Annotated in this window: 11 protein-coding genes; 1 reads left to right on the forward strand and 10 read right to left on the reverse strand. The window is 67.7% G+C overall.

Annotated elements, in window-relative coordinates:
• Positions 1-67: 67 nt before the first annotated feature.
• Entirely contained in the window at positions 68-2,251 is a 2,184-nt protein-coding gene (locus tag OU994_RS15785; RefSeq protein ID WP_281606620.1) for an NHL repeat-containing protein, read from the forward strand.
• Positions 2,252-2,293: 42 nt separating this feature from the next.
• Here OU994_RS15785 and OU994_RS15790 read toward each other — a convergent pair whose 3' ends face one another.
• The 10 genes from OU994_RS15790 to OU994_RS15835 form a co-directional block, all read right to left on the reverse strand.
• The gene (locus tag OU994_RS15790; protein WP_281606621.1) at positions 2,294-3,310 is read right to left on the reverse strand and encodes an IS110 family transposase; all 1,017 of its coding nucleotides are present in this window, start codon (positions 3,308-3,310) and stop codon (positions 2,294-2,296) included.
• A 363-nt stretch (positions 3,311-3,673) separates the two neighbouring features.
• Positions 3,674-4,633 (reverse strand): diacylglycerol kinase family protein, encoded by a 960-nt coding sequence (locus OU994_RS15795; RefSeq protein ID WP_281606622.1) that lies wholly within the window; start codon positions 4,631-4,633, stop codon positions 3,674-3,676.
• Positions 4,634-4,729: 96 nt separating this feature from the next.
• Positions 4,730-6,568, reverse strand: coding sequence for a rhamnogalacturonan lyase (locus OU994_RS15800; protein ID WP_281606623.1), 1,839 nt, complete (start codon positions 6,566-6,568; stop codon positions 4,730-4,732).
• A gap of 308 nt (positions 6,569-6,876) precedes the next feature.
• Positions 6,877-8,382, reverse strand: a complete 1,506-nt coding sequence (locus tag OU994_RS15805) for an amidohydrolase family protein (RefSeq protein ID WP_281606624.1) — start codon at positions 8,380-8,382, stop codon at positions 6,877-6,879.
• Entirely contained in the window at positions 8,379-9,314 is a 936-nt protein-coding gene (locus tag OU994_RS15810; RefSeq protein WP_281606625.1) for a MurR/RpiR family transcriptional regulator, read from the reverse strand. Before OU994_RS15810 ends, OU994_RS15805 begins: the two co-directional genes overlap by 4 nt.
• Positions 9,315-9,322: 8 nt before the next feature.
• Positions 9,323-10,651, reverse strand: a complete 1,329-nt coding sequence (locus OU994_RS15815) for an amino acid deaminase (protein ID WP_307731705.1) — start codon at positions 10,649-10,651, stop codon at positions 9,323-9,325.
• Complete coding sequence (locus OU994_RS15820; protein ID WP_281611648.1) at positions 10,648-11,697, reverse strand: ABC transporter ATP-binding protein; 1,050 nt, start codon at positions 11,695-11,697, stop codon at positions 10,648-10,650. Before OU994_RS15820 ends, OU994_RS15815 begins: the two co-directional genes overlap by 4 nt.
• 53 nt (positions 11,698-11,750) lie before the next feature.
• Positions 11,751-12,800, reverse strand: a complete 1,050-nt coding sequence (locus OU994_RS15825; protein WP_281606626.1) for an ABC transporter ATP-binding protein — start codon at positions 12,798-12,800, stop codon at positions 11,751-11,753.
• Positions 12,797-13,630, reverse strand: coding sequence for an ABC transporter permease (locus tag OU994_RS15830; RefSeq protein ID WP_281606627.1), 834 nt, complete (start codon positions 13,628-13,630; stop codon positions 12,797-12,799). The genes OU994_RS15825 and OU994_RS15830 overlap by 4 nt, the downstream gene beginning before the upstream one ends.
• Before the next feature lie 9 nt (positions 13,631-13,639).
• Positions 13,640-14,584: an ABC transporter permease gene (locus OU994_RS15835; protein ID WP_281611649.1), complete on the reverse strand. Its 945-nt coding sequence runs from the start codon at positions 14,582-14,584 to the stop codon at positions 13,640-13,642.
• Positions 14,585-14,646 lie beyond the last annotated feature (62 nt).

Consider the following 14,646-nt stretch of genomic DNA (forward strand, 5'->3'; position numbering starts at 1 on the left):
CGCCGTGCTCCGGCGCGCGCATGGCGTTCCTGCTAAGCTTGCGCTTCCTGTAACGAAGAGCGCTCTCGTGAATCGAAAACTCATCGTCGGCATGCTGTCCGGCGCCCTCCTGCTGGCCGGTGCCGGCGCCCTGTATTACACCCTCCAGCCCGCGGAGCCCGGCGGCAAGCCGGCCGCCGTTCTCGCGGTGCTGACGCCGGCCCAGGCCCGCACCGAACGGTTCTGGAGTGCGCGCGTGGCCACGCTGGGCGGCATCGGGGCAGCCGGCTTCGCCGATGGCGCCGCGGCGCGCAGTGCCTTCGCCGACCCGTTCGGCGTGGCGGCCGGGCCGCGCGGCACCGTCTACGTGGCCGACGGCGGCGACAACAACCGCATCCGCACCATCGCTCCGGACGGCACCGTGGCCACCCTGGCCGGCGGCCGGGAAGGCTACGCGGATGGCAAGGGAGCCGCCGCCATGTTCCACACGCCATCCGGGCTGGCGCTCGACCATGCGGGCAACCTGTACGTGGCCGATACGGGCAACCACGCGATCCGCCGGATCGCGCCGGACGGCACCGTGACCACGCTGGCCGGCAATGGCCAGCCCGGCTACGTGGATGGCCGAGGCAATGCCGCGCGCTTCAATGGGCCGGTGGGCATCGCGGTGGACGATACCGGCGTGGTGTATGTGGCCGACACCTACAACGACCGCATCCGCCGCATCGCGCCGGACGGCACCGTGACCACGGTGGCGGGCAGCGGGCAGCCCGGCCTGCTCGATGGACCGGGCACCGCGGCGTCGTTCGACACGCCGAGCGGCATCGCGGCCGCGCGCGACGGTACGCTGTTCGTTGCCGACACGGGCAACCATGCGGTGCGGCGCATCGATGCCGCGGGCACCGTGTCCACCGTGGCGGTGCCGGCGGAAGGGGAACGGCGCTCGCCGCTGCGGCGCCCGGTGGGCATCGCCGCCACGCGCGACGGCTACCTGTACGTGACGGCGGGTTCGGGCCGTGTGCTGCAGGTCACGCCGGAAGCCACCTTCCAGCCGCTGGCCGACTTCGACAGCCCGGCCGAACCGGGCTACGGCAGCGATGGCACGGTGAACCTGTCCAGCCCGCGCGGCGTGGCCGTGGCGCGCGACGGCAGCGTGATCGTGAGCGAGGGCCTGGGATTCACCGTGCTGCGCCTGGCGCCCGCGGTCGATGGTGGTGCCGCACCGGTACGCCGTGCGCGGGCGCCGGCGCCGCGCCGCGAACAGCCGATGCCGTGGCCGGTGCTGCCCCAGGATGGGCCGCACGAGGTGGTGGGCGTGATGGGCGAGGTGCGCGGCAATTTCGAAGGCGACAGCCGCGACCACTTCCACATGGGGCTCGACGTGCGCGCCGACGTGGGCGCGCAGGTGGTGGCCGTGGCGGCCGCGAAGGTGACCGACCCCTATCCGAACTGGGGTTACGCCAGCCTGAGCGAAGGCATGACGGTGGGCACGCTGTCCTACATCCACATGAAGGTCGGCCGCGACAGGCGCGACAAGCCGCTCGATGCGCGCTTCACGGTGCTGCCGGACGCGCGGGGCAAGCCGGCGCGGGTGCGCGTGCAGCGGGGCACCCGCTTCGCCGTGGGCGACACGCTGGGCACCATCAATGGCATGGCCCATGTGCACCTCGACTATTTCCCCACCGGTGGCGTGGAAAACCCGTTGACGCTGCCGTTCGCCGGCCTGCGCGATACCGTGCCGCCGCGCATCCAGGGTGTGGTGCTGCTGGCCGGCGGCGGCAAGCGGCTCGGCGCCCCTCCGGTCGCGCGCGGCAAGAAACGCAAGGCTCCGCCGCCGCCGCGCCGCGTGACGGTACCGCGCGCGGTGGGCGAGGTGGACATCGTCGTCGATGCGTGGGACCAGATGGACGGCAACCTGGCGCGGCGCCGGCTGGGCCTCTACAAACTGGGCTACCAGTTGCTGAAGGAAGACGGCTCGCCGGCGCCCGGCTACGAGCAGCCCCGCATCACGCAGGTGTACGACCGGCTGCCGCGCAACCAGGATGCGGTGAAGGTGCTGTATGCGGCCAGCAGCGGCATCACCGTGTACGGCAGCAAGTCCACCCAGTTCGCCTACGCGTTGAACAATACGCTGGCGGACGGGCAGGTCAGTCCCGGTGCCTGGGATGTGTCGGGCATCGCGCCGGGCAACTACACGCTGCGGATCTACGCGGCGGATTATGCGGGCAACGTGGCGGTGGAGGGGCGGGACGTGGCGATCACGGTGGAGTGAGGATCAGGCCCGGGAGGATAAACCTCAGTGCAGAATCCGGGGTCAGATACCGTCTTGTTTTGCAAGGCCCGAATTCAAAAAATTCGGGTCGAATGGCTTGCCAGAGCAAACCACGCCGTAAATCAGATGAACCAGCTTGCGCATGACGGCGCCGGTGACGGCCTTGGGAGCCATGCCATTGGCGCTCAGGCGCTCGGCAAAGGTCTTCAGCAAGGTGTTGTACCGCTTGGCGACCATGCCAGGCATGTACAGTGCACTACGCAGATCATTGTTGCCGATCTTGCTCATGCTTGTCCGACCGCGCACTGATGTTCCAGAGCTTTTTTGCTTTGGACTGACTCCAATAAATGCCGCAAGTGCCTTGGCCGATCCGAAGCGCCTAATGTCACCAATGTGGCCCAGGACCTTAGCTATCGTAGTGCTGCCAATGCCCGGAATACTGCGCATCAGATCGGCGTCATGTTTCAGGCCAGGATGCCTGTCGATGTGATCGTCGATCTCCTTTTCCAGCTCGGTGATCTTTTGATCGAGCCATTTTACGTGCTCATCGACGTTTTTCACCAAGTCGGCCTGACCGGCAAAATCATGAGCTTCCATCCGGTTCTTTTCCTGTTGCCTGATGTCCTTGAGCGCAAGCAGCCGATCGCTCAAACCCTTGAGTTCACGCTGTTCCTTTGGAGGTGGCACCCAAACTGGCGGCCTCTTCGCAGCACAGAATCGGGCGATCAGCCCGGCGTCAATTTGATCGTTTTTGTTGCGGATGTTTTCGGACTGCCCAAAACCTTTGATGCAGCCTGGATTGATGACGCTCACCATGATGCCCGCATCGTGCAACCACAGAGCAAGCGGCTCGCTATAGACACCGGTCGCTTCCAGACACACGTGAGCGCTGTCTGGAGAGACCTTCTGCTTGACCAACCATTGAACCAGTTCCTGGTAACCCTCCGGCGTATTGCTGAGCGTCTTCGATTTCGCTTTGCCACTGACCAGCAGAACAATATCGAGCTTCTTCTTACTCACATCAACGCCAACTACCGGGGTTACTGCCATTTCCATCATTTCCTCTCTCGTATGCGGGCTTAGCGTAAGAACGCCGTCCCAAGATACCGTACGGACTTCAATGAAAAAACAGGCAAGGCCACCTATCTGACCCACAGGCTCGAAGCCTTAATCCCGAGCGGTGTGACCTTGCCTGGCCGGAACTGCAGCGGAAGTATCCACTGAATTGTCGGTATGCTCAAGATACGAGACCCACCGGGGTGAAGCAGGGGTTTCGCGAAGCATGCTTCGCGCCTGCGGAACGATGCTGGCATGCAGGCCAGCATTCCTTCCTGACCCCAGCCCTTCGCTTTGGGGTGAATGCTTGCGCTTTCATGTGCTGGGTAACGCCTAACTGAACGGCATTGGGGTACGTCCCCATTTTTACGACAATGCTTCCGCAGGGGAGCCCGATGGCACCAGCAGCCGCAGCCGTCCGTCGAGTGCCTCGAAATGCAGCGGGGTGGACAGGGTCAGCACTTCGCCGTCGACGGCGGCCTTGATGCGCTTGCGGCCATAGAACGGCGTGCGCACCGTCATGCGGCGGAAGCCGAAGGTGACGACGTCGCCCGTGTCGCCCAGGCGCCCCAGCACGCCGTTGAGCACGATGCCCAGCATGCCCAGCTTGCCGGCCGGCTTCGGCGCCACGGCGGCCAGTTCGCCATCGGCCACGTCGGGCGCCTGTTCGGTCAGCCCCACCTGTTCCATCTGCAGCCGATTGTTGCCCACGAAGAGGGTATGGGTGCGCAGGTGCAGCGTGCGGTCTTCCGCCTCCAGCGTGAGGCGCAGGCGGCGGTGCGGCAGGAAGATGGTCTTCAGCGCGGACAGGAAGGCGACCACGCGGCTGCGGCCATAATGCCGCTTGTCCTGCTCGCGCTCCTCGAGCAGCTTCGGGTACAGCCCGATGCTGGCGTTGACGAGGAAAATGCGGCCATTCACGGAACCGATCTGCACTGGCCGGATCGTCGCCCCCAGCAGCGCATGGACGGCTTCCGTGAGGTCTTCCGAAATGCCGTGCGTGCGGCCGAAATAATTGAAGGTACCCTGCGGCAGCGCGCCGAACGGGCAGCCGTGCAGGACGGCCTGGCGGGCCACGGCGTTGATGGTGCCGTCGCCGCCGGCGGCAACCAGGATGCCGCCGTTGGCGCAGGCCTTGCCGGCATGGGCGATGGCCGCTTCGTCGAGCTCGCCGCCATCTTCCACCAGGTGCAGGTGAAAACGCCGTCCCGCTGCGGTCAATACTTCCTCGATGGCGGCGCGGCGTTCGTCTTTTTCGGACGCGCCGGAACCGGCATTCAGGACGATGTACAGCGGCGCGTCGGCGGGTAGCGTGGTCTCGGTCATGGTGACCAACTGTAACACCGAGCGGGCCGCCACGCGCGCACGAACGGCTGAGCGTGGCGGCCGCGCATCGGCGGCGATGGCGCCGCGGGCCCTGGCTTACCGCGCCACTTCCACCGTGGCCGCTGCCGCCGGCGCCGCCCCTTCACCCAGGTAGAAACTGGTGTGCGGCGGCTGGTTGTAGCCGGCGTTCTGGCCCGCCACCTGCACGCGGTACTGCGCATCGTGCATCAGCGTCGGGATCCGGTGCGCGGTCGGGATGGTGGTGGAAAACACCAGCAGTCCGGTATTGTCCGCCGTGCGCCACACCACTTCCTCGCGCCAGTCGCCCAGGATGTCGGCCGACAGCACCGGGGTGGCCTTGGTGCCGTTGTTCGACGCCGCGTTGTACGCCGCGCCGTCGAGCAGGTTCTCGAAGGCGAAGGCGGCCGGATTCCACTTGGCGATCGCCACGCCGTCCAGCGATTCGCGCAGCAGGTCGCCATCCCACCAGCTGGCGAAGTTCATGCTGCCCGGCCGGTTGGTGGAGATCTGCTGGCCGCTCACGTTGAACAGGCCGCCACGCGACGCCCAGCACTCTGCGCCCGGATAGGCGGGATCGATGTCGTAGCACACGCCGCGGCCCACGTCGACGGTGGCCGGGGCGCCCCACAGCAGCGCGCCGGTGGCGGCGTCATGGAAGCTGGCGCCATTGCCCTTGTAGCAGGAGGGGCTCTCGTGCACCATGTAGATCTGCTGGCCGGGGCGGGCCGGATCGAGCTTGCCCACGTGCAGCGCATCGCCGTGGCACAGGCCGGTGCTGTACATCAGGTGGCCGTCGCTGCCGATGGTGGCCGCGCCATAGACGATGTCGTCCTTGCCATCCTCGTTCACGTCCGCCACCGAGAACCAATGGGCGCCCTGGCCGCGCGCCTCGGCGCCTTCGTGGTCGGTATCGAACACCCAGCGGCTGGTCAGCTGGCCGTCGCGGTAGTCCCACGCGGCGATCACGGCGCGCGTGTAGTAGCCGCGCGAGAAAATGGCGCTGGGCCGCTTGCCGTCCAGGTAGGCCACGCCACCCAGGAAGCGGTCGACGCGGTTGCCGTAGTTGTCGCCCCACGAGCCGACGGTGCCGCGCGCCGGCAGGTAGTCGGTGGTGGCCAGCGCCTTGCCGGTGCGGCCATCGAAGACGGTGAGGAATTCCGGACCGGTCAGCACGTAGCCGGCGCTGTTGCGGTAGTCCGCGGCCGGATCGCCGATCACGGTGCCACGGCCATCGACGGTGCCGTCGGCCGTCTTCACCATCACTTCGGCCTTGCCGTTGCCATCCAGGTCGTACACCACCATCGTCGTGTAGTGGGCGCCGGCGCGGATGTTGCGGCCCAGGTCGATGCGCCACAGCCGCTTGCCATCGAGCCGGTAGGCATCGAGGTAGGTATTGCCGGTGTGGCCGCTCTGCGAATTGTCCTTGGCATTGGTGGGCTGCCACTTCACCACCAGCTCGTACTTGCCGTCGCCATCCAGGTCGGCCGTGGCGCCGTCGTTCATCTCGTACGTGTACGCCACGCCGGCGGGTGTCACGCCGCCTTCCGGCTGCTGCAGCGGAATGCGCAGCACCGGCTCGCTCCAGGTGGCCAGCGCGTACTCTTCCTGCCCCTTCTTCTCCTTGCCCTCGACCACCGGCCGGATCAGGTAGCGGGCGCCGCTGGTGCCTGCCGTGTCGGTGAAATTACTCGCCACCAGCGGTTCGGCGTTCAGTTTCACGTCGTCGCGGTAGATGTTGAAGCGGGTCGCGGGATCGTCGGTGCCGAGCACGCGCCAGCTGATGAAGACGGTGCCGCCGGTGGCGATGGCGACGGCGCCGCGATCGAGTTTCTCGAGCTGCCTGCCCTGGGCGGCGAATGCCGGCTGCGTCAGCGCGAGCGCCAGCAGTGCGATCGGTGCAAAGGTACGGTTCATTGATTCCCCATTGTTATGGTTGGCGAAAGAGCGGTGATCGGCTGCGCCGTGCGCCGTGCGCATCTGCGTAGCCGTACTGCGCGGTGCTGTGCATCGCCGGCGCGTCTGCCCGCGCCGAGGCCGTGGGTGCTGCCGTGGCCGGCCGTCACGCCGCATGCGCCGGGTCGGCGCATGTTCATTGGGAAGCAGGGCGCGGTGCGCCGTGCTGTCGCCTGGAGTGGGAATCGAGTATCGGGATTGGCCGGACCAGTGTCAATCGAGGGGAACCAAGCACTCACCAAGATGAGCGGGAAGCCGGTAGCGGCCGTTCATGGTGGTGTGTTCACGGGAGTGCGCGGGGTGCGCCCGCGCGGCAGGAAGTGGCCGGCGCGGGCGGGCAGGCACTCGCCGGCGCGATAGGACAGCACCCCGTTGACGAAGACCAGCTCGATGCCGGCACTGGCCTGGATCGGGGCTTCGAAGGTGGCGCGGTCGCCCACCTGCTCCGGGTCGAGCACGACGAGGTCGGCGTGGAACCCGGCCTCTATCCGGCCGCGCCGGTCCAGCCCGAAGCGGGCGGCGGACATGCCCGTCATCTTGTGCACCGCCGTCTCCAGCCCGAACAGCTTCAGCTCCCGGCTGTAGTGCCCCAGCACGCGCGGGAAGGTGCCCCACAGCCGTGGATGCGGGTGGCGGTCATGCGGCAGGCCATCCGAGCCGATCATCGTGGCCGGATGCCGGAGCACGCGCTGTACATCGGCCTCGTCCATCTGGAAGTAGCAGGCGCCGCCAGGCTGCAGGCGTTCGCAGGCCTCGCGCTGGGTACAGTTCCAGCCGGCCGCGATATCGGCCAGGTAGCGGCCCGCCAGCTGCGGATGGGTGTCCGACCAGGTGACGAGGATGTCGATCACATCGTCCACCAGGTCGGCGCGCAGCACGGTGGACCCGGCGACATAAGGATAGGCGTCGAGCCCGATCGACTGGTGTTTTCCCGCGCACTCCACGTACGCCAGCGTCTCGCGGGTACGGCCCCAGTTGGCCGGTCCGGCGCACTTGTGGTGCGACAGCACCAGCGAAATGCCTGCCCCGCGGGCCACTTCCGTGGCTTCCTCCATCGAGGCGAGGATGGCTTCGAACTCGTCGCGCAGGTGGGTGGCGTAGACGCCGCCATGGCGCGCGGCGATCCGGGCCAGCGCGGTAAGCTCCCCCATGTCGGCCGCCGCGGCGGGGCCGTAGAAGACACCGCTGCTCAAGCCGATCGCTCCATCGCGCATGGCGCGGTCGAGCACATCGCACATGGCGTCCAGTTCGGCGGGCAGCGCGGCGCGCGCCAGGTCGGCCACATTGTCGACGCGCAACGTCGTATGGCCCACCAGTGCCGCCACGTTGACGGCTGGCCGCGCAGCGTTGACAGCGTTTGCATACGCGTCCAGGCTGTCGAAGCGGAAGCCCCCGGCGTCGCCCAGCAAGGTCAGTGGCGCAGGCAAGGCGTGATCGGTACCGGCACGCACGAGAGGGGCGAGGCTGATGCCGCAGTTGCCCACGATCACCGTGCAAATGCCCTGGCTGATCTTGGGCAGCATCGCCGGCGCGGTCAGCACGATATGGTCGTCGTGGGTGTGCACGTCGATGAAGCCCGGGGCGATGACCTTGCCGCCGGCATCGAATACCGTCACGTCCGCGCCACGGCTGCCGGCCAGGCCGGGGCCGACCGCCTGGATCCGGCCATGCTCGACCAGCACGTCGGCGCGGTAGCGCGGCGAGCCGGTGCCGTCGATCACGGTACCGCCCCGCAGCAGGATGGCGCCTGGCGGGCGCTGGGCCGGCGGCGTCATGCCGGCTCCGGCGCGTCGGGGTCGTCGCCGGCCTTGTTGAGCGCATTGCGTTCGGCCTGCGACCAGCCAAGCCGCATGGCGGGGTGGTTGCTGTCGATGCCGCGCTCGATCAGCACGTCATGGAATCTGCGCATGCGCGCGATGGCGGCGTCGCCGCGGCGCAGGCCGACGCCCACCATCAGGATCTCCAGGAAGCTCATGTGCGCAAGGTAGGCCTCGGTACTGACCCGCACCACCGCGTCCTCCGGCACGGTCACGGTGATGGGGATGTGCGCCAGCTCCGCCAGCGGGGTATCGGGCTGGGTCAGGGCGATGATCGTGGCGCCCTGTTCCCTGGCCACTTCGACGGCTTCGAGCAGCGACGGCATGCGCCCCACGTGGGAAATCGCCAGTACCGCGTCGTCGCTGGTCAGGGTCGCCGCCGATACCAGCTGCATGTGGGCGTCCGAATAGGCATTGGTGGTGAGCCCGATGCGGAAGAAGCGTGCCTGCGCATCGGTCGCCATGAAGCTGGAGGTGGCGCCAACGCCGTAGCAGTCCAGCCGTTTCGCCCGGGCCAGCGTGGCGATGGCCTTTTCCAGCACGGCCGCATCGAGCTTCTGCTCCAGGTCCACCATCGACGCGACCATGCCGCGCAGGATTTTCTGCGCCACGGTCAGCGCGTCGTCGCTGGCTTGCACGGTGCGGTGCAGGAACGGCGTGCCCACCGCAAGCTGCTGGGCCAGCTGCAGCTTGAATTCGCGCAGCCCTTCCAGGCCCAGTGCACGGCACAGCCGCACGATGGTGGGAGGGCTGACATTGGCGCGCTGGGCCAGCGCATCGACATTGGCCCGCAATGCCCATTGCGGATCGGCCAGGATGGCCACGCCCACCTGGCGCTGCGCGGCCGGCAGCAGGTCCAGCTGGGCCTTGAGAAGTTCGACGACATTCATAGGTGACCTCAGAAAAATGTTTGGATGGCGGAGCGGACGTCGTAGCTGTCGTCGACGACAGGCAGCCACCGCCATTTATCGAAAGTGGTGCAGGGGTGCGAGATACCGCAACCGATCAGGTCGCCAACCGCCGGCGCAGGTCCGGGTGGAAAGCGCAGGTAGGCGTGCTGGTCGTTCATCTTCGCGATGGTCCAGTCCTTGCCGACCGGCTCGCGTCCTGCCGCATTCACCCAGGCGAACGGCATCGGCAGGTCGAGGTCGAACGAGGCGTCACGCTTGCCCAGTGCCAGGATCGCCAGGCCGGGTTCCGGCTGCGACTGCACCTGGCACCAGATTTCCAGCGCCGGCCGCAGGCCCGGGCGCTCCTGCCAGCGTGCGCCACTGCGGGCCCGGATGTCTTCCATGAAGCGCTGGTAAAAGCCCGAATCGTGGGCCAGGTAGCAGCCGCTGCGCAAGATGGTGCGGACGGGACGCGACAGCTGCATGGGCAAGGTACGGGCCACCACATCGAAGGCGGCCGAGCCGCCGGCGGACAGCACGATCTCCTCTCCATGGAACAGGCCTTCCGCATCGCACTGGCGTGCTACTTCCTGTACCACCTGCATCAGGCCGGTCACGGCCGCCGCATCCGTCGCGCTGTGGCCAGTCACCTGCAAGCCTTCGTAGCATTCGATTCCGCTCAGGGCCACGGCGCTGGAACCGGCGATGGCCCGCGCCAGCGCCATTGCCTGCGCGACGCTGCGGCAACCCGTGCGGCCGCCGTCGATGCCGCATTCGATCATCGCCAGCAGGCGGGCATCGTGCGCGTCCACGGCCAGCACGCCCTCGATCAGGGCAAGCTGCGCCAGCGAATCGACCAGCACATGGAGTTCCAGGCCAGGGGTTTCGCGCAGCAGCCGGGCGGCCTGCAGGATATCCGGACGCGCCACCAGCTGGTTGGCCAGGATGACGCGGCGCAGTCCGAGCCGGACCGCCAGGCTGACTTGCTGCATGGTGGCGAGCGTCATGCCCCATGCGCCGGAGGCAAGCTGTTGCGCGAACAGCTGGGGCGCCATGGTGGTCTTTCCATGCGGGGCGATGAGCACGCCGCTCTCGCGGGTAAAGTCGGCCATCCATGCCAGGTTGTGGTCCAGGGCGGAGCGCTTGAGCAATGCCACCGGAAACGGCAGGTCGCCGCGCAGGACGTTCCACCCGGCGCTGCCGATGTCGCGGATGGCGCGCGGCGCCGCGTCGTGCGGATACCCTTTCAGTTCAGGGGTGAGGACGAACTGTTCGATGGTACTCAGGTCGAGCAGGTCGGGAGCGAGCGTGTCTGGAGCGGGCATCGTGTTGATCATGGAAAGTCGATTGGTTGGGACGGTTGGCGGTGAGAAGGCGCCGGTGCCGGAACGATCGCCGGCACATCGGTGCGGAGACACGCGCGCCAGCGCCCTGGTTCGGTTTCGGTCAGCTGCGGTACGTCCCGCGCGCAGGCATCCTGCGCATACGGACAGCGGGTGCGGAATACGCAGCCGGAAGGCGGCATCGCCGGGCTCGGCAGGTCGCCGCGCAAGACGCGCCGCGTGCCCGCCAGTGCCCGCGCGCCGCTCTCCGGACGCGGTGAAGCCGCCAGCAGGGCTTCGGTATAGGGATGCAGCGGGCGCGCGAACAGTGCCGCGGTCGATGCGATCTCCATCACTTTTCCCAGGTAGAGCACCACGACCCGGTCGCACATGTATTCCACCACATCCAGATCGTGCGAAATGAACAGCATCGACAGGTTGAGGCGTTCCCTGAGATCGAGCAGGAGGTTGATGACCTGGGCCTGGATCGATACGTCCAGCGCCGATACCGGTTCGTCGGCAACGATGAAGCGCGGTTCGACGGCCAGCGCGCGGGCGATGCCGATGCGCTGGCGCTGGCCACCGGAAAACTCGTGGGGATAGCGCTGCGCATGTTCCGGGCGAAGGCCGACCAGTTCGAGCAGGGCCGCGATGCGGGCGGGGCGCGCGGCGCCGGGATGCAGGCCATGCGTGCCGAGCGCCTCGCCGATGGCCTGGCCGATACGCAGGCGCGGATTGAGGCTGGCGTACGGGTCCTGGAACACGATCTGCAGGTCCCGCCGCAGCGAGCGCATGCGGCGGGCCGAGGCCTGGCCCAGGTCCTCGCCGAGGTAGCGGACGACCCCTCCGCTGGCTTCCTGCAGGCGAAGGATGGTCCTGCCGATCGTGCTCTTGCCCGAGCCCGACTCACCCACCAGCCCCAGCACTTCGCCGGCGGCCAGCGTAAAACTGACGTCATCCACCGCGCGCACCGGATGGCCGGGCACCTTGCCCGGATAATACTTGCGCAAACCCCTTACCTCCAGAAAAGGCAGGGCATGCGTTCCGGATTCTCGCTTCATGCCGCACTCTTCCCGCTTCATGCCGCTCTCCCGCTTCATGCCGCTCTCCCGTTTCATGCCGCGCTCCGGTCGATGCAGCGCACGCTGCGCCGCGAAGGCAGCGCCACCAGCTCGGGCATGGCGCTCACGCAGGCGTCGCGCGCCAAGTGGCAGCGCGGTGCGAAGGCGCAGCCGGGCGGCGGCGACAGCGGGCTGGCCACCTGGCCGGGAATCGCCTGCAGGCGGCGCTTCGCGGTGCCGTCGGCACCGTCGCCAAGGCCGCGGTTCCGCCCGGGCAGGCATGCCAGCAGGCCGCGCGTGTAGGGATGCAGCGGATGGTCGAAGATCTGCGCGACATTGCCCTGCTCGAGCACCCGTCCGCCGTACATGACGACCACGCGATCGGCGATTTCCGCCACCACGCCCAGGTTATGGGTGATGAACAGGATACCGGTGCCGGTCTCGCGCTGCAGCTTTTGCAGCAGGGCGAGGATCTGTACCTGGATGGTCACGTCCAGTGCGGTGGTGGGTTCGTCGGCAATCAGCAGCCGCGGTTGGCAGGACAGCGCGAGGGCGATCATGGCGCGCTGGCGCATGCCGCCCGACAGCTGGTGCGGGTAGGCGTGCACGCAGCGCGCGGCGTCGGGGATCTCGACCAGGTCGAGCATCTCCTTCGCATGGCGCAATGCGGCGTGGCGATCCAGTCCGAGGTGCAACCGCGTGCTTTCGGCAATTTGCGCACCGATCGTCATCAGCGGGTTCAGGCTTGTCATGGGTTCCTGGAACACCATCGCGATCTCCTTGCCGCGCAGGGCGCGCAGCTGGCCGGGCGGCAGGCCCGCAAGATCGACCGCCACGCCGTCGCGCCGGCGAAACAGGATGCTGCCGCCGACGATGCGGCCCGCCGTCGGAGGAATCAGGCCCATGATGGACAGGCTGGTCACGGACTTGCCAGATCCCGACTCGCCCACCACCGCGAGCGTTTCCCCGGGGAACAGCTCGAAACTGACGGATTCCACCGAGCGCACCGTCCCCTGGCTGGTGAAAAAATGGGTTTGCAGCTGGTCCAGCACCAGCAGGGGCGCGGGCTCGGTGGCGCTCGCGGGCATGGATGCGATGGTCATAGCGATTTCCTCAAGCGTGGGTCGAGCATGTCGCGCAGGCCGTCGCCCACCATCTGGAGCGAGACGGCAGCCAGCATGATGGCCAGTCCGGGGAACAGGACGAGCCAGATGGCCTGGTCGGTAAATGCCTGACCGGAGGCCACCATGGCGCCCCAGGTCGGCACTTCCGGCGGCACGCCCATGCCCAGGAAGGACAGGCCGGCCTCGGCCAGCATCGCGTAGGCGAAGATGAAGCTGGCCTGCACCAGGATGGGCGAACTCATATTGCCCAGCACGTGGACGAAGACGATCCGGATGGTCGGCACGCCCAGCGCGCGCGCCGCCTCCACGAAGAGCATTTCGCGCACCACCAGGGTGGCGGCGCGGACGACACGCGCCACCCGGGGCGTGTAGACGATCGACAGCGCCAGCACCACGCTGCGTACCGAGGCGCCCAGGGTAGCCACCAGTGCGATGGCCAGCAGGATGTCCGGGAACGACATCAGCGCATCGACCACGCGCATGATCGGCGCGTCCAGCCGCGGGAAGAAGCCCGCACACAAGCCGATCAGCACCCCGGCGCCCGTGGAGAACGCCACGACCATCGCACCGATCAGCATGGACCAGCGCCCGCCTTCCACCACGCGGGTGAACATGTCGCGCCCGAACTCGTCGGTGCCGCACCAGTGCCGTACCGAAGGGGAGAGCAGGCGCGATGGCACATCGAGTTCGCCCGCGTCGTAGGGCGAGAGCATGGGGCCGAACAGGGCAAGCGTGGCGAGTACAAGCAGGCTAAGGGCGCCAAACAGCACCAGCTTGCGCTTGCGGCAAAGTGCGATGAACGATCGCATGGCGCTCCTTCAGTAGCGGATCCGTGGGTCGATCGCCATGTACAGCAGATCGATGCCAAGGTTGATCAGGACATAGGTCGCGGCAATGACGAGCAGGGCGCCCTGGATCACCGGATAGTCGCGCCGCAGCACCGCCGATACCACCAGGCTGCCGATACCGGGCAGGCCGAACACGGTCTCGGTCACGGCGGCGCCGCCGATCATCAGGGCGGCCGTCAGGCCGATGACGGTGACCACCGGGACGAGCGCATTGCGCAGCGCATGCCGGACGATGGTCTGGACTTCCGGGAGGCCCTTGGCGCGGGCCGTGCGCACATAGTCGTCGGACAGCACGTCGAGCATCGAAGCGCGGGTGAAGCGGATGATCAGCGACGAATTAAGCACGCCCAGCACCACGGCCGGCAGCACCAGGTGGCGCAGTTTTTCAAAGAAGAGCGGCGCCTCCGGGTTTCCGTAGCCCGCCACGGGGAACCAGCCCAGTTCGACGGCGAACAGCTGCATCAGCAGCATGCCGAACCAGAAGCTGGGCATGCTGGCCCCCAGCATGGCCACGCCGGTGACGGCCTGGTCGACCAGGCGCCCATGCCACACGGCGGACAGGACGCCGCACGGGATGCCGATCGCGCACGCCAGGGTCACGCCCAGCAAGGCCAGCAGCAGGGTGGGTTCGACGCGCGCCAGCAGCGCTTCGCCAACCGGGATTTGCAGGAAGATGGAGTGGCCCAGGTTGCCGCGCGCCACCTCCATGAGCCAGCGACCGAACTGCTCCGGCAGCGGCCGGTCGAGCCCGTACTGCGCGCTCAGGCGCGCCACGTCGGCGGCGCTGGCCTGCTCGCCCAGCATCATGGCCGCCGGATCGCCGGGCGCCAGCCGGGTGATGAGGAACACCAGCGTGGCGACGATCAGCATGACCACCGCCATGCCGAGCAGGCGGGTGCCCAGGTATCGCAGCAGTGCCACGCTCATGCGGCGACCCCGGTATTCCAGAAAAACGGCAGGGCATCGCGACATAGCCA

Source organism: Pseudoduganella sp. SL102, from assembly GCF_027856995.1.
GTDB lineage: Bacteria > Pseudomonadota > Gammaproteobacteria > Burkholderiales > Burkholderiaceae_D > Rugamonas > Rugamonas albidiflava.